Annotated in this window: 19 protein-coding genes and 4 tRNA genes; 9 read left to right on the top strand and 14 right to left on the bottom strand. The window is 51.1% G+C overall.

Annotated features, from left to right (window positions below):
• Nucleotides 1–13 precede the first annotated feature (13 nt).
• From PsAD5_RS10415 to PsAD5_RS10395, 5 genes are all read left to right on the top strand, one after another.
• Entirely contained in the window at nt 14–991 is a 978-nt protein-coding gene (locus PsAD5_RS10415) for a PD-(D/E)XK nuclease-like domain-containing protein (protein ID WP_063292046.1), read from the top strand.
• Nucleotides 988–2,094, top strand: a complete 1,107-nt coding sequence (locus PsAD5_RS28745) for a recombinase RecT (protein ID WP_063292045.1) — start codon at nt 988–990, stop codon at nt 2,092–2,094. Before PsAD5_RS10415 ends, PsAD5_RS28745 begins: the two co-directional genes overlap by 4 nt.
• Nucleotides 2,094–2,489, top strand: coding sequence for a DUF968 domain-containing protein (locus tag PsAD5_RS10405; protein WP_063292044.1), 396 nt, complete (start codon nt 2,094–2,096; stop codon nt 2,487–2,489). The genes PsAD5_RS28745 and PsAD5_RS10405 overlap by 1 nt, the downstream gene beginning before the upstream one ends.
• Nucleotides 2,486–2,797 (top strand): hypothetical protein, encoded by a 312-nt coding sequence (locus PsAD5_RS10400; protein WP_063292043.1) that lies wholly within the window; start codon nt 2,486–2,488, stop codon nt 2,795–2,797. Before PsAD5_RS10405 ends, PsAD5_RS10400 begins: the two co-directional genes overlap by 4 nt.
• A 191-nt stretch (nt 2,798–2,988) precedes the next feature.
• On the top strand, nt 2,989–4,011 hold the full coding sequence (locus PsAD5_RS10395) for a tyrosine-type recombinase/integrase (protein ID WP_084405933.1): 1,023 nt from the start codon (nt 2,989–2,991) through the stop codon (nt 4,009–4,011).
• A 63-nt stretch (nt 4,012–4,074) separates the two neighbouring features.
• Here the strand turns inward: PsAD5_RS10395 and PsAD5_RS10390 are convergent.
• Both PsAD5_RS10390 and PsAD5_RS10385 read right to left on the bottom strand, forming a co-directional pair.
• A tRNA-Arg gene (locus PsAD5_RS10390) sits at nt 4,075–4,151 on the bottom strand.
• A gap of 79 nt (nt 4,152–4,230) precedes the next feature.
• On the bottom strand, nt 4,231–4,536 hold the full coding sequence (locus PsAD5_RS10385) for an ETC complex I subunit (RefSeq protein WP_057465385.1): 306 nt from the start codon (nt 4,534–4,536) through the stop codon (nt 4,231–4,233).
• A gap of 586 nt (nt 4,537–5,122) precedes the next feature.
• Here PsAD5_RS10385 and PsAD5_RS10380 point away from each other — a divergent pair.
• Nucleotides 5,123–6,613 carry an inorganic phosphate transporter gene (locus tag PsAD5_RS10380; RefSeq protein WP_193775952.1) on the top strand — a complete coding sequence of 497 codons (1,491 nt, stop codon included), beginning with the start codon at nt 5,123–5,125 and terminating at the stop codon, nt 6,611–6,613.
• Between the two features lie 355 nt (nt 6,614–6,968).
• On the opposite strand, the gene PsAD5_RS10375 is transcribed toward PsAD5_RS10380, so the two are convergent.
• From PsAD5_RS10375 to PsAD5_RS10360, 4 genes are all read right to left on the bottom strand, one after another.
• Nucleotides 6,969–7,045: transfer RNA gene (locus PsAD5_RS10375), tRNA-Pro, on the bottom strand.
• A gap of 22 nt (nt 7,046–7,067) precedes the next feature.
• Nucleotides 7,068–7,144 (bottom strand) — tRNA-Pro (locus PsAD5_RS10370).
• A 21-nt stretch (nt 7,145–7,165) separates the two neighbouring features.
• A tRNA-Pro gene (locus tag PsAD5_RS10365) sits at nt 7,166–7,242 on the bottom strand.
• A 390-nt stretch (nt 7,243–7,632) separates the two neighbouring features.
• Entirely contained in the window at nt 7,633–8,529 is an 897-nt protein-coding gene (locus tag PsAD5_RS10360; RefSeq protein ID WP_208988567.1) for a tetratricopeptide repeat protein, read from the bottom strand.
• A gap of 593 nt (nt 8,530–9,122) precedes the next feature.
• Here PsAD5_RS10360 and parE point away from each other — a divergent pair.
• From parE to PsAD5_RS10345, 3 genes are all read left to right on the top strand, one after another.
• On the top strand, nt 9,123–11,213 hold the full coding sequence (gene parE / locus PsAD5_RS10355) for a DNA topoisomerase IV subunit B (protein ID WP_057465155.1): 2,091 nt from the start codon (nt 9,123–9,125) through the stop codon (nt 11,211–11,213).
• A gap of 207 nt (nt 11,214–11,420) precedes the next feature.
• A complete protein-coding gene (locus tag PsAD5_RS10350; RefSeq protein ID WP_057465156.1) occupies nt 11,421–12,854 on the top strand; it encodes a DEAD/DEAH box helicase in 1,434 nt (477 codons plus the stop codon).
• 110 nt (nt 12,855–12,964) lie between these two features.
• The gene (locus PsAD5_RS10345) at nt 12,965–14,023 is read left to right on the top strand and encodes a GGDEF domain-containing protein (protein WP_063288643.1); all 1,059 of its coding nucleotides are present in this window, start codon (nt 12,965–12,967) and stop codon (nt 14,021–14,023) included.
• A 13-nt stretch (nt 14,024–14,036) separates the two neighbouring features.
• Here the strand turns inward: PsAD5_RS10345 and PsAD5_RS10340 are convergent, their stop codons facing one another.
• The 8 genes from PsAD5_RS10340 to sufB form a co-directional block, all read right to left on the bottom strand.
• On the bottom strand, nt 14,037–14,447 hold the full coding sequence (locus PsAD5_RS10340; RefSeq protein WP_084404432.1) for a TfoX/Sxy family protein: 411 nt from the start codon (nt 14,445–14,447) through the stop codon (nt 14,037–14,039).
• A 115-nt stretch (nt 14,448–14,562) separates the two neighbouring features.
• Nucleotides 14,563–15,222: a thiaminase II gene (gene tenA, locus PsAD5_RS10335; RefSeq protein WP_063292040.1), complete on the bottom strand. Its 660-nt coding sequence runs from the start codon at nt 15,220–15,222 to the stop codon at nt 14,563–14,565.
• Nucleotides 15,223–15,264: 42 nt separating this feature from the next.
• A complete protein-coding gene (locus PsAD5_RS10330; protein WP_057465160.1) occupies nt 15,265–15,642 on the bottom strand; it encodes a HesB/IscA family protein in 378 nt (125 codons plus the stop codon).
• A gap of 65 nt (nt 15,643–15,707) precedes the next feature.
• Entirely contained in the window at nt 15,708–16,103 is a 396-nt protein-coding gene (locus tag PsAD5_RS10325) for an SUF system Fe-S cluster assembly protein (protein WP_063288640.1), read from the bottom strand.
• A gap of 5 nt (nt 16,104–16,108) precedes the next feature.
• Nucleotides 16,109–17,356, bottom strand: coding sequence for a cysteine desulfurase (locus PsAD5_RS10320; RefSeq protein ID WP_063292039.1), 1,248 nt, complete (start codon nt 17,354–17,356; stop codon nt 16,109–16,111).
• Nucleotides 17,353–18,636, bottom strand: a complete 1,284-nt coding sequence (sufD, locus tag PsAD5_RS10315; protein WP_063292038.1) for a Fe-S cluster assembly protein SufD — start codon at nt 18,634–18,636, stop codon at nt 17,353–17,355. Before sufD ends, PsAD5_RS10320 begins: the two co-directional genes overlap by 4 nt.
• 15 nt (nt 18,637–18,651) lie before the next feature.
• The gene (gene sufC / locus PsAD5_RS10310) at nt 18,652–19,404 is read right to left on the bottom strand and encodes a Fe-S cluster assembly ATPase SufC (RefSeq protein WP_057465164.1); all 753 of its coding nucleotides are present in this window, start codon (nt 19,402–19,404) and stop codon (nt 18,652–18,654) included.
• Nucleotides 19,405–19,464: 60 nt separating this feature from the next.
• Nucleotides 19,465–20,937, bottom strand: a complete 1,473-nt coding sequence (sufB, locus tag PsAD5_RS10305; RefSeq protein ID WP_057465165.1) for a Fe-S cluster assembly protein SufB — start codon at nt 20,935–20,937, stop codon at nt 19,465–19,467.
• Nucleotides 20,938–20,951: the final 14 nt, after the last annotated feature.

Below are 20,951 nucleotides of genomic sequence, written 5' to 3'. Positions count from 1 at the left end.
GCGGGATAACATCATGTCTGAGAAAATTTGGGATACCTACACAATCAGCGAGCCGGGTATTTATGCCGAACTTCCGATTGAAAAGTATCATTCCCACATTTGCGCTGGCCCTTCCATCTCTTCCAGTGGGCTGCGCACTATCGCTAACGGCTCTCCAGCTGAATACTGGGCAACCTCCTATCTGAACCCTGAAGCTGAGCCGCGCGAAGACAAGGACCACTTCCGGCTAGGGCAAGCTGCGCACACGCTCTTTTTGGGAGAAGGCAAATTTGATGAGCAGTTCGCTGTAAAGCCCGCCACCTACACAGACTCAAAGACGGGCACCGAGAAAAAATGGAACGGCAACGCCAACGTCTGCAAAGAATGGATCGCTGACCAAGAGCTTTCAGGTAAGCGCCTTCTTTCAACCGAGCAGATGCATGATCTCAAGGGAATGGCAGGCATGCTCCCCTGGCAAGCTAACTGCCCGAACTCTGGCTTGCGAAACTCAGGGATGGTGCAGTCTGGAATCCTTGACGGTGCGATTGAGCGCTCTTTGATCTGGAAAGACCCTGAAACCGGCATTTGGCTCAAAGCACGCCCTGACCTTGTGGACCTCAATGACGCTTATCCGGTTGACCTGAAGACAACGCGGGAAGCCCGGAAAGTACAGAACTCAATCGCAGACCTTGGCTACAACATGCAAGCCGCCTTGGTGGCTGAGGGACTGCGCGAGGTTTGCGATCTGGATTGTCGTGGATTTGCGTTCGTCTTTGTGCAGACCAGCGCCCCTTACACGGTCGAGGTTGTCGAACTGAGCGAAGAAGACCTTGAACTTGCTCGCCGTGAACTACGTCGCTCTATTCGGCTGTTTGCCGACTGCCTCGGTAAGGAAGAATGGCCTGCCGGAACCGGAGAGCCTCGTACTTGGATTACCCCTCAATGGTATTCCTCCAAGTTGGAGAACCTTGAAGCAGCAAACGACTTGCCGGTTCTGGAGAAAGCAGCATGAGTAGCACTGCTCTCACATCCAATGGTAACGGTCGCAGTATAACTGCGGCCATGGCCGAGCGCTATGGCATGGATGCCTCCACTTTCGAGCAGACCTTGCGTAGCACAATCATGAAACCGGACAAAAACAAAGAGCCACCCTCCAAAGAGGAGTTTGCTGCATTTCTGGTCGTTGCTCATGAGTACAATCTGAACCCACTTACCAAGGAGATTTATGCTTTCCCTGCAAAGGGTGGCGGTGTTGCTCCGATTGTCTCCGTCGATGGGTGGGCCAACCTCATCAACTCCAATCCGCAGTTCGACGGCATGGAGTTTCAAGACGAGTTGGATGACAACGGCGCAGTCATTGCGATCACTTGCCGGATGTTCCGCAAGGACCGAACACGCGCCATCTCAGCAACCGAATACATGGAGGAGTGCAAGCGCGGCACAGACCCTTGGAGGCAATGGCCGCGGCGTATGCTGCGCCACAAAGCAATGATCCAAGCAGCGCGCTATGCATTCGGCTTCTCAGGGATCTATGAGGCGGATGAGGTAGAGCGTGCTTTCGATGCCCCTGAGCGCAAATCGAGCGGACTTGCGCAACGATTAGAGGCGCGACGTGCTAGCCCTCTAGCAGGCCCTCAGGAAGGCTACAACGCTGCAGCTGAAACAATAGAGGGCGAAATCCTCGCCGCTACTGATGAAACCCAAGCGGAGTACATTGCAGATGCACATCAGCAACAAGCTGAAAGGGGAGAAGCTGGCGATCAGGCAGGCAAAAAAGCGCAAGAAGCTGCTCAGCAAGACGGACAATGTAATCCTGAAACTATCAAGGGCGGTGGACAAGGAGCGCAAGGGATTAGCGACAATCCACTCTCTCAAGGCGCAACAGCGATCTGGTCACAACTAGACCCTGAAGCCCGCAAATCTCTGGATGAAGACTCCAAAGCCATACTCAAGCTTTTGATGGAAGACCTTGCCAGGGTTGGCAATCCAAAAGCAGCAAAGAACGCCCTCACAGGCCACCAGAAGAGCATTCGCGCAATTGGGGAGCAATCCTTCAGTGAGCTTTGTCAGGCTGCTGTGACGGTTCGCTGCGCCCAGTTTGACGGGGGTAAGTGATGGGCTTCCGTTTACGCCGCCCCAACACTGCTTTCTCCCTCGACCCTTCAGGGAAGGAACACGCGCGCAAAAAGGATGAAGGCCATCTGGCCTTTGTCCGCAAGCTCCCCTGCCTCATCACAGGCCGGTATGGCGTTGACCCCTGTCACGTTCGCTATGGCGACCCGCTCTACAAAAAACCGCGGACAGGCAAAGCCACTAAGCCTGATGATTGCTGGGTCGTTCCCATGATCAGGAAAAAGCATGACGAGCAGCACGGCCAAAATGAGCATGAGTTCTGGCGAGCACAAGGCATCGACCCGCTCGCTGTCGCAAGAGATCTCTACGCGATCTCAGGCGATGAAGAAGCAGCAAAGCGCATCTTGACCGTAGCAAGAGTGAGGAAAGCAGCATGAAACACACTGAAGAAAAACTGCAGGCCCTCTGGGATAAAGCCTGCTTAGCAAACCAAGAGCTAGCTGCCTTCTGCACGCTTCATAAGATTGACGGAGATGCCTTCGGAAAGCCTGAGGGCATGGCTCACGCGGTCGCAGCAACCAACTACGACAGGGCGATGTTTGACGAGCTTGCAGACCTCTACAACGCAGCAGCTTGGTCTGCTCGTAAGTACTGCCATGCGGTAGGTGAAAACAAAAAGCAGGATCGTGCTTGGGCGAAAAAACAGCTCAACAAGAACCCTGCTGACTTGGTGGAGGCAGCATAGCGGAGGAGTGATGCTTTGAGGACTAAATCACCATTCAAGCAAACTGATATCGCTCGAGCCATTAAAGGGGCTGAAAAAGGTGGCCTTTCCGTCCGCAGCGTCGAAATAAAAGCGGATGGAACAATACGCCTAAGCTCCGAAGTGACCACAAGCGACAACGACAACAAGGAACCACCCAAGGTTAGCTCAATATGAGACAGAAGAGAAAGCGCCTCCCGTACATTCTGCGGGAGGTTGGGCGTGGGAAGGTCTTTTGGTACTTCAGGCGTGGGAAAGGCCCTAGAAGCCGCCTCCCCGGCGAGTATGGCTCAGAGGAGTTCATGGAAGCCTATACAGCCGCTCTCAATGGCGCCGATGCACCTCCGAAGAAGAAACGCGAAGAGAACACCCTTGGCTGGCTGATTGACCAGTATCTCTCAAGCCCTGAGTTCTCCTCGTTGAAGGAGAGCACTCAAGCTGTAAAGACAAGCTTCCTAAACAACATCGCAAAAGAGAGCGGACATCATCCACTGGAGGCGATTGATGCATCAACGATCCAAGGTGGGAGAGATAAACGCGCAAGCACGCCAGGTGCCGCCAACAACTTTCTGAAGCACATGTCAGCAATGTACAAGTGGGCGATCAGCGACAAGAACATACCCATCACCAAGAACCCTACCCGCGACGTACCGCGCCTAAGAAATAAATCAGACGGTCATCATACGTGGATGCCTGAGGAAGTTGAGCAGTACAGGAACCGTTGGCCGCTTGGGACACGCGAACGCCTTGCACTTGAAGTTCTGGCTTTTACCGGGCTTCGACGCGGGGATGTTTGCCGAGTAGGTCCTGCCCATGTCAAGGACGGGGTAATAAGTTTCTCAACGGAAAAAGGAGAAGTGGAGATACATCTACCGATCTTGCCGCCCCTTCAGGAGGCGATTGATGCAACACCACATGGTGTCAGCTACATCGGCAAAGAAGACCAAACGCCATACACGAAGGAATCGTTCGGGAATTGGTTTAGGGAGTGCTGCGTTGCAGCTGGAGTACCCGGTCGTGCTCATGGAATGAGAAAAGCCGCTGCAACACTTGCAGCAGAAAACGGAGCTACCGATTCTCAGCTAAAAGCGATCTTTGGCTGGACAACAGATGATATGCCGTCGCTCTATACGCGCAAAGCTAATCGCAAAAAAATGGCAGAGGAAGCCATCAAAACATTGCAACGAAACCCCTAACACCTAACTTGTTAGGGGTTTTTGAGGTAATTTTCTAAGCAATATCAAGATGTTAGAAAAGAGTGGCGATCCCTGCAGGATTCGAACCTGCGACCGTCGGCTTAGAAGGCCGGTGCTCTATCCAGCTGAGCTAAGGGACCGCTTTTGCAAGGGCGAGTGGATCGCCCGTTGCGTGGGATGTTTCATAAGGCCGTTAGAGAATAATCTCAATGCTGAAACTTAATGTGTCCACGGAGATAATCTGTCAAAACGGAAATTATCTGAATAGGATGCGCGGCGGTGCTTGCGTTTGCTCTCTTCATCAACACGGTATGCAACATTGTTGCGTGTTGCGTAGGCAACCGCTTCTTCCTTGGTCGGGAACTTCAGCTTTACCTGCTGCTTCATATCACCTGATGACGTATAGCCCATCAGCGGATCAATGGATTTTGGGGACTGTGGATCGAACTCCAGCACCCAGTTGTTGGTTTTGGCTGTTCCGGACTGCATTGCAGTTTTGGCTGGATTGTAAATGCGAGCTACCATGTAACCTCTCTTTTTCGCATTGGATTCGGAAACACACTCTCCAACGCGATATACCAGTTTTCCTGTTTCTTCTCCAATTATGCCATTGGTGTCAATGCACTTGGTCAAGCTATACCGATTTCTCTTAGTAAATAGCTATAGATGCACTCATTGCGGCCTTAAGTGCAATAATTGCGCTAGCCGGTGCAATAATTGCGGTTTTATTTCCAGTATTACCGGACTTGACGTTGGGCGATTTTTAATTAAGAAATTGCGAAGCTTTCGTGATATTTCTGTGACTAGTTACTTCTCCAAAGTTTATAGGTAATTTTAACTTGAAATATACCGGAGACAAAACTAGTTTGCGCGCGAACTGAGCGTTCACTGGAAATAAAAGCGCTTGAAGGTAACTTTAATACACAAAGTTCCTCGAGTGCTTTTCTGGTGCCCGCTCATTTGAGGGCAACACTGCCACATTCAATGATGTGCGCTCGCCCGCCTTTGTCCTGTGATGAAGGGTGGGTGCAAAATTGTAGTCAGGCGTTATGCTTGCTGCCAGGTGCATGAGAAACTACGCGAAGAAGACGCGGCGAAAAAAGTATACAGCATGTCTAACCTTAGAAAAAAGCCTACTCTAGACAAAGACTTAGATAAGTTTTCCAGGCTAGAGCTGGCCGGCAACGCAATGGCACGTCCATTGGTTGCTCCTGCGGTCGCATTTGTTTTTCTAATGTTCGCTATGGCGATGGCTGGTTTTTATGTCTCTGACCATCCAAACGCTATTATTATTGTTGCTGCTGCAGGTATTGGTGCCTATCTGGCGATCAATATCGGTGCAAATGATGTAGCCAACAATGTGGGCCCATCTGTTGGCTCAAAGGCTCTTACCATTGGCGGCGCCTTGCTGCTTGCTGCCATTTTTGAGAGCGCTGGCGCTTTGATTGCCGGTGGCGACGTCGTGAAGACCGTCTCCAAGGGCATTATCGACGCAACGCAAGTGACAGATTACACAGACTTTGTGAAGCTGATGCTCGCGGCGCTGATCTCTGCGGCTGTCTGGCTGAACCTTGCAACATGGATCGGCGCTCCCGTCTCCACCACCCACTCTATCGTTGGTGGTGTGATGGGCGGCGGTATTGCTGCTGCTGGCTTTGGCTCTGTCAGCTGGGGTACTATGTCCGGCATTGCTGCAAGCTGGGTCATCTCCCCGGTTCTTGGCGGTATTATTGCGGCCTTGTTCCTGGCCTTCATCAAATCCTTCATTATCTACCAGCAAGACAAGATTGCTGCTGCCCGTCGCTGGGTGCCGCTGCTGATCGCGATTATGGCGGCTGCGTTTGCTACTTATCTAGCAATGAAAGGCCTGAAGAAGATCGTAAAGATCGACATTGAGGTTGCTCTGCTGCTTGGCGCAATTGCCTTTGTTGCTGCACTGGCTATTTGTCGTCCGTTAATCCGCAAGCAGTCTGAAGGTATGGAAAACCGGAACCAATCCCTGCGTATCCTGTTCCGCTGGCCTTTGATTTTCTCCGCAGCACTTCTTTCCTTCGCCCACGGTGCGAACGATGTTGCGAATGCGATTGGTCCTCTTGCTGCGATCGTGCACACCGTTCAGGAAGGTGGCATTGCGAAAGCTGTGACAATTCCTCTCTGGGTTATGCTGATCGGTGCGTTTGGTATTTCTTTCGGTCTGATGCTGTTTGGTCCTAAACTGATCCGCATGGTCGGCGAAAAGATCACCAAGCTGAACCCGATGCGCGCTTATTGTGTCTCCCTATCTGCTGCGATAACAGTGATCTTTGCTAGCTGGCTGGGACTTCCGGTGAGCTCTACTCACATTGCAGTTGGCGCAATCTTCGGCGTTGGCTTCTTCCGTGAGTGGTACACAATGAAGTCCAAACGCCGTATTGCTTTCGTGAAAGAAAGCACCGGGATGGAAAGCTATAAGCAAAACACTGTGAAAGAAGACGAAAAGCGCCGCATGCTGGTGCGTCGCTCGCACTTCATGACCATCATTGCGGCTTGGGTAATTACGGTTCCGTTGGCCGCAATCCTGTCAGCCGCTCTGTTCTACGTGCTGGATCTCTTCGTGTTCTAAGTAGGTTTCACAGCTGTACGATTTAAGAAGCCCGGAGGCCCTCGCCTTCGGGCTTTTTCTATGTGCGCATTGGCTGTAGTTTTATTGTAAGGATTGCAGCTTCTCAGTAGAGCATTTTAAAGGGGCCGTAGAGCGCTAGCTTGCACTTAGGGTGACCTATTGTCGAGACTGAATGAGGAGCGCTGCCAGCAACCTTCCCTGCCCGTTTTAATCAAAGAGCGGTGCTGCTGAATGAGACGTGTGACAGTAGATGCAAATGGAGCGCTACTTTGTGCAGATTTGAGGGCACAAAAGCATAAAAGGCAGCGATGCTGACTACTTAAATTATGAAATTTAGGGGAAGAAGAAGGGAAGATGGTCGGAGCAGCAGGATTCGAACCTGCGACCCTCTGGTCCCAAACCAGATGCGCTACCAGGCTGCGCTATGCTCCGAACTAATCTTCGGGTCGATAGATGGTCGGAGCAGCAGGATTCGAACCTGCGACCCTCTGGTCCCAAACCAGATGCGCTACCAGGCTGCGCTATGCTCCGATCTATCTTCGTGTTGATGAATGGTCGGAGCAGCAGGATTCGAACCTGCGACCCTCTGGTCCCAAACCAGATGCGCTACCAGGCTGCGCTATGCTCCGATCTCATCAACGTGACGCCCCGCGGCGTCTTGTTGAGGCAGGTATATAGGCAGAGTTTTAAAGCTTGGCAAGCGTGTTTTATAGTTTTTCCCAAATCATGCGAGAAAATTTCAAAAACTGCATCCTGCTGTTGAAAAGACTGAAATTTCAGAGGCTTAAACAATGTGCGTGAAGACTGTGAAAATTTTAGCTTTTCTGCGACATGCAGGCAAAAAAAGAGGGTGAGCGCAAAAGGCTCACCCCAAGTACATTCCAGAGACCCGCAATCGGGGTCTACAATCGCCAAACAGAGGTCAATAACAAAACTTGAATATTGAACTCATGTTTTAAATCGCAGAAACAACCTGAGTGGTCAAGTCATATTTTAAAAGAAAATCAGAAGAGAGTGGATTAGTTGCTTGAAGCAATCACGTGGCCGCGCTTAACCAGCCATGCATCTGCCCATTCAGCAGAATTGCGACGCTCTTTTTCTGAGGCGAGAGAAAATGCCTTCTCGTGGAGAGAGACGATCCATGCATCATTATCACCGCCAACCACTTGCCGGCGTGCCAGGGTCATCCATTTGAGGCCTGTCATGCGTGCGGTTGTCAGTTCTTCTGTAAAGTACAGCAGTTCACCAAATTTGGCCTGCGCTCCGACATGGCCTTTTACGGCTGCGAGCTTCAACCAGCGGGCAGCCAGACGGCGATCATAATCTGGCAGCTTATCGTTGAGATACATGATGCCGAGATTGTACTGCGCATCCGCATCGCCAAAGTAGGAGGCAGCGTAAGTGAACACCTCACGTGCTTTGTGCGTGTTCTGTTTAACCGGGCTGTCGCCAATACCTGTCAGGAAGTAGCGACCCAGTTCAACAAGAGCGCTTGCGACAAATGGGGCTGAACGTGCTTTGGGGCCATCGGAAGAGTATTCGCGCACGACCTGGGAAAAATACTGGAACGCCTGAAGATCATCTTCCGGCACACCGTCTCCTTCCGCGTACATCCTGCCGAGCTTCCAGGCTGCCATAGCCTGTCCGTTTTCAGCAGCGTAGCGAAGTGGAGAGAGTGCCTTGTCTTTTTCACCGGAGTAGTAAGCGCGGGCCCCTTCCCTCAAGGCTTGCTGAGGAGTGACATTTGCCATCTGATTGACGGCAGCCATTGCACTTGCGCTTTTGTTGGTATCCAGAGCATATGCACTGTTGAGTGCGAGAAGAGTAAGAACCGAGGCGCAGCTCAAGCTTGTTACAAGACGCGTCAACGCATTGTGGTGCGTTCCCATTTCATCTTTAAACAGAGCTTTTATCAAAGTGCCTCACTTGACCACTGCCTACTTGTCAGTGGTTCTGACTTCTTATCTTTTCATACCGTCGTTGCGTGATCAGGCTATGAAAGGAAAAAATGTCAATTTTGTTTCCAAAGGTGACATACCTTCAAATTGTCACAAATGATCTTACAAATGCCTAGCTTTCTATCTGATTGACAAAAATCCTACACAGTTCGACCATCTCTCAAACATGGACAAGGCAAACTATCCAATTTGCTATTCATGAACCAGTGTCAGTTTCCACCATTCGGGTCAGCGCAAAATGCTGTTGCATGCTCGCAACAATCTGCAGCAGATGACGTAACTGCCGTGTGTATGTCCGGTGTAAAGTTTTGATCACAGGCCTTGGGGCAATCACAAATGCCATTTGTATTTTCGCCGCGAATGGCGCATATGGCATCAGATGCCCGCTTTTGGTGGGGTTCGGCACATTCAGGTAAGCGAAAAGGCGTATGTCTGGCGCTTACCCACAAGGAACAAGAGTAGAACTCCGGCAGATCTTTGCCCTTTTCTCTCAGTCCTGCAAGACTGCCGTTTGATTCGAGACTATTTAAGCGCAAGACCAAAGAGGTACGATGAGCACGCCTGATGATCTGTTTGCAGATGTTACCAAAAGCATGGATGAGCTGACATCCTCTTCTGGCAGCACTGAGAAGAAACAAGCACCAGCCGCAAGCGCACCGACCTCACCTGCAAAGCCATCATCCGCAGGCAGGGCCGCTTCTGTCGGCGCTGAGGGTGATTACACCGCAGCTGACATTGAAGTGCTTGAAGGCCTGGAGCCTGTGCGTCGCCGCCCGGGAATGTATATTGGCGGCACGGATGAAAAGGCGCTGCACCACCTGTTCGCTGAAGTGATTGACAACTCCATGGATGAGGCCGTTGCAGGCCACGCTAGCTGGATTGATGTCTCTCTGGGCGATGATGGCTACCTGACCATTACTGATAATGGCCGCGGTATCCCGATTGATCCGCATCCTAAATATAAAGACAAGTCCGCGCTGGAAGTCATTATGACGACCCTGCATGCCGGCGGTAAGTTTGACAGTAAAGTCTATGAGACCTCTGGTGGTCTTCATGGTGTGGGGATTTCCGTTGTCAACGCGCTTTCTGAGGAGCTGGTTGTTGAGGTTGCGCGTAACCGCAAGCTGTATCGCCAGACGTTCCGTCGTGGCCTTGCTGATGGCGGTCTTGAGCTGGTTGGTGATGTTCACAACCGCCGTGGCACCATGGTGCGGTTTAAGCCGGATGCGGAAATATTCGGCAAGACGCTCAAGTTTAAACCTGCCCGTTTGATGAAGATGGCGCGTTCCAAGGCCTACCTGTTTGGCGGTGTGGAGATTCGTTGGCGCTGTGCCAAGGCTCTTGCCGATGAAGCCAATGGAGTGCCTGAGACTGCGACTTTCCATTTCCCTGGCGGCCTGAAGGATTATCTGGAAGAGGCTCTTGGTAAAGAGCGCCGCGTTACTGACGAAGTTTTTGCAGGCCGGACACAGGCGACAGGTAAGCATGGCTCAGTTGAATGGGCTGTTGCCTGGTTTGCTGGCGACGGGTTTGTCAACTCTTACTGTAACACTGTTCCAACACCTGAAGGTGGGACGCATGAAACGGGCCTGCGCTACGCCCTGCTCCGCGGCCTGAAAGCCTATGGCGAGCTGATTGGCAACAAGAAGGCTTCCATTATTACGGGTGACGACGTTTTAACGTCAGCAGCTGGTATGCTTTCTGTGTTCGTGCGCGAGCCTGAGTTTGTTGGTCAGACAAAAGACAAGCTGGCCACGAATGAAGCAACTCGCATCGCTGAAAATGCTGTCCGCGATGCGTTTGACCACTGGCTGACCGCTTCTCCTAATCAGGCAAACAAACTGCTTGAGTGGGTGGTTGATCGTGCTGAAGAGCGCTTGAAGCGTCGCCAGGAGAAGGACGTCGCGCGTAAAACTGCAGTTCGTCGCCTTCGTCTGCCGGGCAAACTTGCAGATTGCTCAACAAGCAAATCTGATGGCACTGAACTGTTTATCGTGGAGGGTGATTCCGCGGGTGGCTCAGCAAAACAAGCTCGTAATCGTGCGACACAAGCTGTTCTGCCCTTGCGCGGCAAGATTCTGAACGTTGCGAACGCTGGTCGGGACAAGCTGGTCGCAAACCAGCTGCTGTCTGATCTCATTCAGGCTCTTGGGTGTGGGACGCGATCCAACTACGATGACAAAGATCTGCGCTATGAGCGTATTGTCATCATGACTGATGCGGACGTTGATGGGGCGCATATCGCAGCCCTTCTCATCACATTCTTCTACAAAGAGATGCCGGATCTGGTCAATAACGGTCACCTCTACCTTGCTGTTCCTCCGCTGTATCGGATCAGTCAGGGTGGTAAGACGCTTTATGCCCGGGATGACGAACATCGTGAGCAGCTTTTGAAAACCAGCTTCAAGAAGAATGGCAAGATCGAAATTGGCCGCTTTAAGGGGCTTGGTGAGATGTTGCCTGCTCAGCTGAAGGAAACCACCATGGATCCGAAACGTCGGACGCTGCTTAAAGTGGTTGTTGGCGAGGATGAAGTGAGTGAAACCCGCAATGCGGTTGAGCAGCTGATGGGCAATAAACCTGAGGCGCGCTTCAACTTTATTCAGGAACGAGCAGAGTTCGCGACTGATCTGGATATTTAAAAGACACTTAATTCTGAATAGTTGCTGAGTTTTGCGTAGGTTATAACTCGGCAACCTTGGCATAACTTGAAGGAATATATCGGTTATACCGCAGAATTTATTGACAACGCTGCTTAGAAATGTAGTGTTCCGCCAAACTGGTTGGAGAAACCTGTAACTCATACGGCTTCCAGCTTCTCTCCTCAATTATCGTAAAGAACATGAAATATGTCGTTTTCCACTCTCGGACTTAGTGAGAAAGTTCTCGCCGCTGTAGAAGCCTCTGGCTATACAGAACCGACTGCCATTCAGGCAGGCGCCATCCCTTACGTTCTCGAACGTAGAGATGTCCTCGGGATTGCTCAAACTGGAACCGGGAAAACGGCGAGCTTTACGCTGCCGATGATTACTCTTCTGGAAAAAGGCCGTGCGCGCGCCCGGATGCCAAGAACTCTTATTCTTGAGCCGACCCGTGAGCTTGCAGCGCAGGTAGAAGACAACTTCAATCGATATGGCGTCAATCACAAGCTGAACGTCGCACTGCTGATCGGCGGCGTTTCCTTTGCTGAGCAGGACCGCAAGCTTGAGCGTGGCGCTGATGTTCTGATCGCAACACCTGGCCGCCTGCTTGATCATTTCGAGCGCGGTAAGCTGCTACTGCAGGGCGTTGATATCCTCGTGATCGATGAAGCCGACCGCATGCTGGACATGGGCTTCATTCCAGACATCGAGCGCATCTGTAAGCTTATCCCGTTTACGCGTCAGACCCTATTCTTCTCAGCAACTATGCCGACTGAGATTCAGCGTTTGACTGACACGTTCTTGCAGAACCCTGCAAAGGTGGAAGTGGCGAAAGCTTCTACAACTGCGGATACTGTAACGCAGCGCATTGCGGCGGCTGATGCGGAAGACTACGAGAAGCGCGCGAAATTGCGCGAGCTGATCGAAGGTGCTGAAGATCTGCAGAATGCGATCGTGTTCTGTAACCGCAAACGCGATGTAGCTACCCTCTTCCGTTCGCTTGTGCGTCATGAGTTTTCTGTTGGTGCACTTCACGGTGACATGGACCAGCGCTCTCGCATGACCATGCTGGACAACTTCAAAAAGGGTCACATCAAGGTTCTGGTGGCCAGTGATGTTGCTGCACGTGGTCTTGACATTCCAACCGTGAGCCACGTCTTTAACTTTGATCTTCCTATTCATGCAGAAGATTACGTCCACCGTATTGGACGTACCGGGCGTGCGGGCCGTGAAGGTACTGCGATTTCCATTGTGACGGGCAAGGACCAGAAAGCATTGCAAGCGATTAACGACGTGATTGGTAAAGAGCTCGAGTGGGTCGGAGAGCCGGTTGATTTCTCCAAGCCTGCCGATGACAAAAAGTCTCGCCGCCGTTCTACCCGCACTCCAAAAGAAAAAAGCCGCTCACGCAAGCCTAAGGCTGAAGTTCAGGAAGCAGCAGTTCAGGAAACCGAATCTGTACCAGCTGGCCTTGAAGAGCAACCTGTGGTTCCAATGCACGCTGAGCGTCGTGCTGCTCCACCTCGTCCAAGAGGCGGTCGCCGCGCTAATCAACCTAAAGATGATGCGATTTTCCGTAATGCAAGCCACGTTCCGGCCTTCCTGCTGCGGGAAACTCGTTCCAAAGTTCAAAGCCGATAGCCCATTTTCCTGAGGTTAACCACTGGTTAGGTATATCCCATTAAATAAGCTAATGTTAAATTAGCTTATTAATTATGGGGTAGCCCTTTCCGTGACGCGGTGATGCAATCATGAGTCAAGAAGACGAGTTCAAGCGTACGATTGTTTATGCAGACAGTGCGCTCGATTACATCAAGACGAATAAGCTTCCAGCGTTTCCACGCAACTATGAGCTGTGGTATTCTTACGCTTCCGGGTTTAACCGGGCCCTGAACCGGACCATCAATAAGATTCTTGCCCGTGATGGCAAAATTTCTCCTGAAGAGACTCAGAAGATCTATAACCGCTTTTTGTCGCCGAACCGTTTGGGTGAGCGCATTGACGAAGTTGGCGACAAGATCTCCGAGGAAGTTCGGGAATTAATTTCTGCGCTTGATAAAGGAACACTCAAAACCACCGAATACGGTGAAGAGCTGGCCCGTACGTTGAGCGCTCTTGAGAACGTCAGTGATCGTTCTCAACTTTCCCAACTTGTCATTCATCTTGCAAAACTGACCACTGAGACCGCTGAGAGCAATCAAGAGCTTCGCGAACAGCTGGTTGATTCTCGCCGTCAGATCGGCGTCTTGCAGGAAGGATTGGAGGCGATCCGTTATGAATCGCTCACCGATGAACTGACCACACTGAACAACCGCAAGCATTTCGATCAGAGTCTTGTGCGTGCGGTTAAAGAGACTGAGGAGAGCCATGCTCCCCTCTCCTTGTTGATTTCAGATATCGACCACTTCAAGCAGTTCAATGACAACTACGGACACCAGACCGGCGACCAGGTTCTTCGACTTGTGGCGCTGGCGGTGAAGCAGAATGTCAAGAACAACGATATTGCGTGTCGTTATGGTGGTGAAGAGTTTGGCATCATTCTGCCAAGAACCACCATTGAAGATGCAAAGGTGATTGCGGAGAAGATCCGTAAGAACGTTGTGGCGAAAGAACTCGTGAAACGTTCCACCGGTGAGAACCTTGGTCGCATAACGATCTCTATTGGCATTTCAACTTTCCGGCCTGGCGACAGTGCAGAAAGCATGGTGTCTCGTGCGGACCTTGCGCTTTATGCTGCCAAGAAAGCAGGCCGCAACCTCGTGAAAGCTGAGGAAGAGAAGAAGATCCCCAGCGTGACACAGGTTGCTTAAGCAGCACTAATTTTTAAAATAGAAACGTATTCGAGACGGCAGATCGTATGATTGCCGTCTTTTTTTGTCGGCTATCCAAGGCCGAAGAGGCTTTCGCACTCTCCTTGGCTTGAGCAAGTTGGCGAATTGCCTTCGCAATCCATCGTGTCAGCTGGACTTCATCCTCGACAATATTCAGCGGAACCGAATAGAAGTTCGTCGGGAAATATTCTCCAAAACACTGATGAATGTAAGGCAGCTGGCCAGTCAGCAAAAAATCAGCCACGTTATTGGATCCCGCTTTGAGATAGAGTGACTTTTCGCGAACAAGGGCAAACATTTTGCCATTTGTATAGTATCCGTGACCACCAAACATGGGGCGGCAACGGATATTCTTCAGGAATACCGGGCGTTTATCAGATAGAAAGAATGAGGATAAAGACATAAGCAATCACCAAAAGATATAAATATATTGAAAGCTTGCAATATTCAGTCGAAGACCGACAAGATTATTGCTTGTTTCATCCACTCACAGAAATGTGATGTGTTCTTTTGAATGATTATAGCTCGAGGCCCATCTGCCAGAAATTGGCCTCAAGTCTAGTGGCCTCTCTAAATATTCTAGACAATTTGGCGTAGCGTGCCTCAGTCGCATAGAGTGCGCCGAGATCATCGATTTCCTTCACCGCATCAGCGGCGAGTTCCTGATACTCATCACTAGAGTATTCTTTGATCCATTCTGCATATGGATTGCTTGGATCTATTGCCCCATCTTGCTTTGCCAGCTCGGCACCGATTTCACCGTAACCAATAGCGCAAGGTGCGAGTGCGACTTTCAAGTCGAGCATATCGCCCTTCATTGCGGTGTCGAGAACATACCGGGTGTATGCAAGATTTGCTGGCTCTTCCGGAGTTGCGACAATCTCGTTTTCAGACAGCCCCCAACTTTCGCAAAGGCGGATGTGAAGGCCCATCTCTACTTCAAGGATGCCTTTTGCGGAGGAAAGACATTTTCGCATCTGAGCAAGGTCAGTGGACTTGTACATGCCAAGCGCATAAGCGCGGGCGAACTCAATCAGGAAGAGATAGTCTTGGACGAGGTACTTCTTAAACGCTGCAATTGGCAGAGTTCCATCGCCAAGGCCCTGGACAAATTCATGTTTGGTGTAGGAATGCCACGTCTCGAGATTATCGTTTTTCAATGAATTAAAAAGAGACACGGCATCCCACCTATTGCCGTAGCTGCTCAGGCTTGAGCGCTACTAGTTTTTCTGAGCGAACTTTGAAAGATCAGCTGGCAGCAGCTCTACGGATTCGCCGCAGCCGCACGCAGAGACTTCATTTGGATTTTTGAACGTAAAACCAGAGCGGAATTTTGTCGTTTCAAAACCCATTTCCGTTCCAAGCAGATAAAGCGTAGCTGCTGGATCAACAAAAACTTTTACGCCTTTATCTTCAACAACATCATCGCCCGACTTTGCTTCTGTCACCAGATCCAGTTCGTATTCCATGCCCGCACAGCCACCAGTTTTTATGGCGACACGCAAACCGAGTGGATCGGCATCACTTGCTTCAAGCAAAGTACGAATATAATCAGCTGCTTCGTCCGTCAGCGATAGTACCTGAAATCCTGAGGCCATTTTGCACCCTCCATGGGCACCTCAACACTGTCGAGGTGCCATACATTGTAAGCGCTATTCGAACCTTAGAAGAAGTTCAACGCAACGCGAGCTTCGTCAGACATGCGGCTTGGATCCCATGGAGGATCAAAGGTCATATCCACTTGCACGGTGCCAACGCCTGGTACAGAGCTTACTGCGTTTTCTACCCAAATTGGCATTTCGCCAGCAACCGGGCAGCCTGGAGCTGTCAAAGTCATGTCGATTTTGACAGCGCGGTCGTCCTCGATATCAACCTTGTAGATCAAGCCAAGCTCGTAGATATCGACCGGAATTTCCGGATCGAATACGGTTTTCATCGCAGCAATGATATCGCCGGTCAAACGCTCCAGCTCTTCCGCAGGGATTGCGGAGCTCTGGTTGATTTCCGGAGTTGTCAAAGGTCCGTCAGAGAACTCGCTTGTTTGTGTGTTGTCTGTCATAGGTCCTAACCAAACATCATCTGCGCTTTACGCAAGGCTTCTACCAGGCGATCGACTTCATCATGGGTGTTGTACAGGCCAAAACTTGCACGGCATGTACTGGTCACGCCGTAACGCGCCAGCAAAGGTTGCGCGCAATGCGTACCGGCCCGAACTGCAACGCCCGCTCTGTCAATCACCATCGAGATATCGTGGGCGTGAACCCCTTCAATCTCAAAGGAGAAGATCGATCCCTTATCCTTGGCATTGCCAAAGATCTTCAGGGAATTGACTTCCTTTAAGCGCTGCTCTGCATAATCACGTAGGGACGCTTCATGCAATGCGATATTTTCGCGTCCCAGACTCTCCATATAGTCAAGGGCGGCCCCTAATCCAATAGCCTGAACGATTGGCGGGGTACCAGCCTCGAAACGATGCGGAGCTTCAGCATAGGTGACAAGACACTCGGTCACGTCCTTGATCATCTCACCACCGCCCTGGAATGGACGCATCTTGTTGAGAATCTCTTTCTTGCCGTAGAGCACGCCGATGCCGCTTGGACCGTAGAGCTTATGCCCGGTGATCGCATAGAAGTCACAGCCAATATCCTGAACGTCGACAGGCATGTGCACTGCACTTTGCGAGCCGTCAATCAGGACTTTTGCACCACGTTCGTGTGCAAGACGCGTGACTTCCTTCACTGGAACCACAGTTCCGGTGACGTTGGACATATGTGTCATCGCGACGATTTTGGTGCGATCTGTCAGGAGTTTTTCAAACTCATCCAGCAGAAACGTACCATCTTCCGCAATGGGTGCCCATTTGATGACAGCGCCTTTGCGTTCCCGCAGGAAGTTCCAAGGCACGATGTTGGAATGGTGTTCCATGATGGAGATGATGATCTCATCGCCTTCCTGGATGTCATCTTCCAATCCATAGGACACCAGATTGATTGCTTCAGTCGTCGACTTTGTAAAAACAATTTCGTCAACGCTTGGAGCATTCAGGAAACGGCGCACGGTTTCGCGTGCCGCCTCAAAGTTTTCGGTGGCTGTGTTCGACAGGTAGTGTAAGCCACGATGCACATTGGCATATTCCTGGGTGTAGGCTTTGGTGATTGCATCAATCACCGCCGTCGGCTTTTGGGCTGACGCACCATTATCCAGGTAGACCAACGGCTTGCCATAGACCTCCGTTGAAAGGATCGGAAAATCTTTCCGAACCTTATCAACGTCGTATGGAGCTGTGAAAGCCGTGTTGTCGACCTTGGTCATTCGCTCACCATATCATCGGCATGAAGCCAACTGCGTGTCATTGCTTCCAGCAATTCTACACACTGTTCCTCTTCAAATTCCTCAATAGCTTCTGAAAGGAATGCGAGAACGAGGATTTTGCGTGCCTGAGCTTCTGGAATACCGCGTGCCATGAGGTAGAACAGCAGGTCTTCATCAATGTCGCCGGTGGTGGATCCGTGGGCGCACTGAACGTCGTCCGCAAAGATTTCCAGCTCAGGTTTGGCATTGATTTCAGCGGTATCGCTCAACAGAAGCGTTTTGATCATCATCTGACCATCAGTCTTCTGAGCAGCTTGTTCCACAATGATCTTGCCCTGGAAAACTGCGCGGGCTTTGTCGTCGACGACAGAGCGGTAGTATTCGCGGCTTTCACATCCTGGAACGGCATGCTTCACAAACAGTGTGATATCAGCATGTTGGTTGTCTTTGAGCAGAGATGTTCCGCGCAGGCCAGCATGGGTGCCCTCGCCCTTGAACTCAAGGAAGAGCTGGGCACGAGAGAGCGATGCGCCTTCATTGTAGATGAAGTGCTGGAAATTGGTTTCCGCACCCAGCTCAATGCTAAGCGTCTCGATATGCTGCGCTTTTGCGCTTTCCACCTGCAGCTTCAGCCAGTGCACATCTGCTTTATCACCAACCTTGACCTCTGTGAGGGCGTTGGACTGGTAAGCAGCGTCGGCATCGCCTTCAAAGCTCTCGATAATGAGCGCCTTTGCGCCCGAACCGATCTCAACCGTGGTGCCTGCATAGGAGCTGACCTGGGAACCGTCGGTGTAACGAACGATTTCAATCGGCAGCTCAATCTTTGCATTTGCATCGATCTTGATGCTGATGCCGCCCTGAACCAGAGCCTGATTGAGGTGCGCCATGGCATCATCGGTGCCGAGCTGTGCTGCCAGGAAGCCGTTGGTCTGAGCGATGCTCAAGCCTGCAACATCCTGATCTGAAGACAGTTCTGGCGCGTAGCGACCGTTGACGATGGCAATGCGATGGGTCTTCAGGTCACCAGCACCCTTCAAAGCCTCAGCTTTGGGAGCGGTTTTTGAAGCCAATGCAAATGCATCGTTCATTTTGGTGCGCAGGTCTGTGTAGTGCCACTCTTCAACGCGGCGATGTGGGATACCTTTCGCTTTGAAAGCATCCCACGCCTGTTTGCGTTGATTTGCGTTTTCCTGCGTTGTTTGCGCGAAAATTGCGTCGAACTGAGCGTTCAGGCTCTGCTCTGCTTTTGTCTCTTTGATATTTGCCGGAGCATTCATCGGTTACCCTCCAGCTCAAGCAGCTTCTTCGCCGACGTAATCAGCGTAACCGTTTTTCTCCAGTTCAAGAGCAAGCTCTTTACCACCGGTTTTCACGATCTTACCTTTGGACAGAACGTGCACGACGTCCGGTACAATGTGGTCCAGCAGACGCTGGTAGTGCGTGATCACGATCATGGAGCGCTCAGGGGAGCGAAGCTGGTTGACGCCTTCAGAAACAACGCGCAGTGCATCGATGTCCAGACCTGAATCTGTTTCATCCAAAACGCACAGAGTTGGTTCCAGCAGAGACATCTGCAGAATCTCAGCGCGCTTCTTTTCACCGCCGGAGAAACCAACGTTGAGTGGACGCTTGAGCATGTCTGGCGTCACTTTCAGCTCTTTGGATTTCTCACGTACAAGCTTCATGAAGTCAGGGGTGGAGATTTCATCTTCACCGCGTGCTTTGCGCTGTGCATTCAACGCAGTCTTCAGGAAGGTCATGGTTGCAACACCCGGAATTTCGATCGGGTACTGGAACGCAAGGAACATGCCGGCAGCTGCGCGCTCATCGGCGCCAAGCTCAGCCCAGTCAACGCCATTGTAGGAGATGGAGCCCTCGGTGATCTCGTAATCGTCTTTGCCTGCCAATACATATGACAGGGTGGACTTACCAGACCCGTTTGGTCCCATGATCGCGTGGACTTCGCCCGGGCGAACGGTCAGGTCGATGCCGCGAAGGATTTTGTTGCCATCAACTTCGGCGTGCAGGTTTTTGATCTCAAGCATCTATCGTTCTCGTCTTTTCAATTCTTCAATAGGTACGAGGCAAACACGGTGGTCCGCGTTTTAGCCCACACTTCCTTCAAGGCTGATCGAAATCAGTTTTTGTGCCTCAACTGCGAATTCCATCGGCAGTTGCTGGATTACGTCCCGGACAAAACCATTCACGATCAATGCGACAGCTTCTTCCTCATCAAGGCCACGGGCCTGACAGTAGAACATCTGATCGTCAGAGATCTTGGAGGTTGTTGCCTCATGCTCGAACACCGCTGAGGAGTTCTTGCTTTCGATGTAAGGGACGGTGTGGGCACCGCACTTATCGCCAATGAGAAGCGAGTCACACTGGGTGAAGTTACGTGCGTTAGATGCCTTGCGATGCGCGGAAACCTGCCCGCGATAGGTGTTTTGAGAGACACCTGCGGAGATACCCTTGGAGATAATCCGGCTGGCTGTGTTTTTGCCCAGATGGATCATCTTGGTGCCGCTGTCGATCTGCTGATGACCATTAGAGATCGCAATGGAGTAGAACTCACCCTGTGAGTTATCTCCGCGCAGAATGCAGCTTGGGTATTTCCAAGTGATGGCAGAACCGGTTTCGACCTGTGTCCAAGAGATTTTGGAGTTCTTTTCGCGGCAGTCGCCACGCTTGGTCACGAAGTTGTAGATACCGCCTTTGCCTTCAGAGTCGCCTGGGTACCAGTTCTGAACGGTAGAGTACTTGATCTGTGCATCTTCCAGAGCAACAAGCTCAACCACAGCAGCGTGCAGCTGGTTTTCATCGCGCTGAGGGGCAGTACACCCTTCCAGATAAGACACATAAGAGCCTTTATCTGCGATGATCAGCGTACGCTCAAACTGGCCTGTGTTCGGCTCGTTGATACGGAAGTAGGTGGACAGTTCCATTGGGCAACGTACGCCTGGCGGAATGTACACAAACGACCCATCAGAGAACACAGCTGAGTTCAATGTTGCGTAGAAGTTGTCGGAGACCGGAACAACAGAACCGAGGTACTTTTGAACCAGCTCTGGATGCTCACGAATTGCTTCGGAGATCGGGCAGAAAATAACGCCTGCCTTGGCCAGTTCTTCCTTAAAGGTTGTTGCTACTGAAACACTATCGAAAACGGCATCAACTGCGACGCGGTTTTCTGGTGCAACACCTGCCAAGATTTCCTGCTCGGACAATGGAATGCCCAGCTTCTTGTAGGTTTCCAGAATCTCTGGATCCACCTCGTCAAGAGACTTGGGTCCCTCACGTTTTTTAGGTGCTGCATAATAATGAAGGTCTTCGAAGTCGATCTTCGGGTAATCAACTCGCGCCCATGTTGGCTCTTCCATCGTCTTCCAACGACGGAACGCTTCCAAGCGCCAATTGAGCATCCATTCCGGTTCGTCTTTTTTAGCCGAAATGTATGCAACGATATCTTCATTGAGCCCTTTGGGAGCAAGCTCACTTTCGATATCGGTTACGAAGCCATATTTATACTGATCAACATCAATTGCTTTGACCTGATCAATTGTTTCCTGGACTGCCGCCATGCTTTGTCTCCATA

The organism is Pseudovibrio sp. Ad5 (assembly GCF_001623095.1).
Classification (GTDB): domain Bacteria; phylum Pseudomonadota; class Alphaproteobacteria; order Rhizobiales; family Stappiaceae; genus Pseudovibrio.
The sequence above is the reverse complement of the archived record's forward strand: the minus strand, read 5'-3'. Positions and strand labels throughout refer to the sequence as shown.

Excerpts from the sequence above, each read along its gene's own strand:
- PsAD5_RS10415 (WP_063292046.1), top strand. The coding sequence starts at position 14 with ATGTCTGAGAAAATTTGGGATACCTACACAATCAGCGAGCCGGGTATT.
- PsAD5_RS28745 (WP_063292045.1), top strand. The coding sequence starts at position 988 with ATGAGTAGCACTGCTCTCACATCCAATGGTAACGGTCGCAGTATAACT.
- PsAD5_RS10405 (WP_063292044.1), top strand. The coding sequence starts at position 2,094 with ATGGGCTTCCGTTTACGCCGCCCCAACACTGCTTTCTCCCTCGACCCT.
- PsAD5_RS10400 (WP_063292043.1), top strand. The coding sequence starts at position 2,486 with ATGAAACACACTGAAGAAAAACTGCAGGCCCTCTGGGATAAAGCCTGC.
- PsAD5_RS10395 (WP_084405933.1), top strand. The coding sequence starts at position 2,989 with ATGAGACAGAAGAGAAAGCGCCTCCCGTACATTCTGCGGGAGGTTGGG.
- PsAD5_RS10385 (WP_057465385.1), bottom strand. The coding sequence starts at position 4,536 with ATGGTAGCTCGCATTTACAATCCAGCCAAAACTGCAATGCAGTCCGGA.
- PsAD5_RS10380 (WP_193775952.1), top strand. The coding sequence starts at position 5,123 with ATGTCTAACCTTAGAAAAAAGCCTACTCTAGACAAAGACTTAGATAAG.
- parE (WP_057465155.1), top strand. The coding sequence starts at position 9,123 with ATGAGCACGCCTGATGATCTGTTTGCAGATGTTACCAAAAGCATGGAT.
- PsAD5_RS10350 (WP_057465156.1), top strand. The coding sequence starts at position 11,421 with ATGTCGTTTTCCACTCTCGGACTTAGTGAGAAAGTTCTCGCCGCTGTA.
- PsAD5_RS10345 (WP_063288643.1), top strand. The coding sequence starts at position 12,965 with ATGAGTCAAGAAGACGAGTTCAAGCGTACGATTGTTTATGCAGACAGT.
- PsAD5_RS10340 (WP_084404432.1), bottom strand. The coding sequence starts at position 14,447 with ATGTCTTTATCCTCATTCTTTCTATCTGATAAACGCCCGGTATTCCTG.
- PsAD5_RS10330 (WP_057465160.1), bottom strand. The coding sequence starts at position 15,642 with ATGGCCTCAGGATTTCAGGTACTATCGCTGACGGACGAAGCAGCTGAT.
- PsAD5_RS10325 (WP_063288640.1), bottom strand. The coding sequence starts at position 16,103 with ATGACAGACAACACACAAACAAGCGAGTTCTCTGACGGACCTTTGACA.
- PsAD5_RS10320 (WP_063292039.1), bottom strand. The coding sequence starts at position 17,356 with ATGACCAAGGTCGACAACACGGCTTTCACAGCTCCATACGACGTTGAT.
- sufD (WP_063292038.1), bottom strand. The coding sequence starts at position 18,636 with ATGAATGCTCCGGCAAATATCAAAGAGACAAAAGCAGAGCAGAGCCTG.
- sufC (WP_057465164.1), bottom strand. The coding sequence starts at position 19,404 with ATGCTTGAGATCAAAAACCTGCACGCCGAAGTTGATGGCAACAAAATC.
- sufB (WP_057465165.1), bottom strand. The coding sequence starts at position 20,937 with ATGGCGGCAGTCCAGGAAACAATTGATCAGGTCAAAGCAATTGATGTT.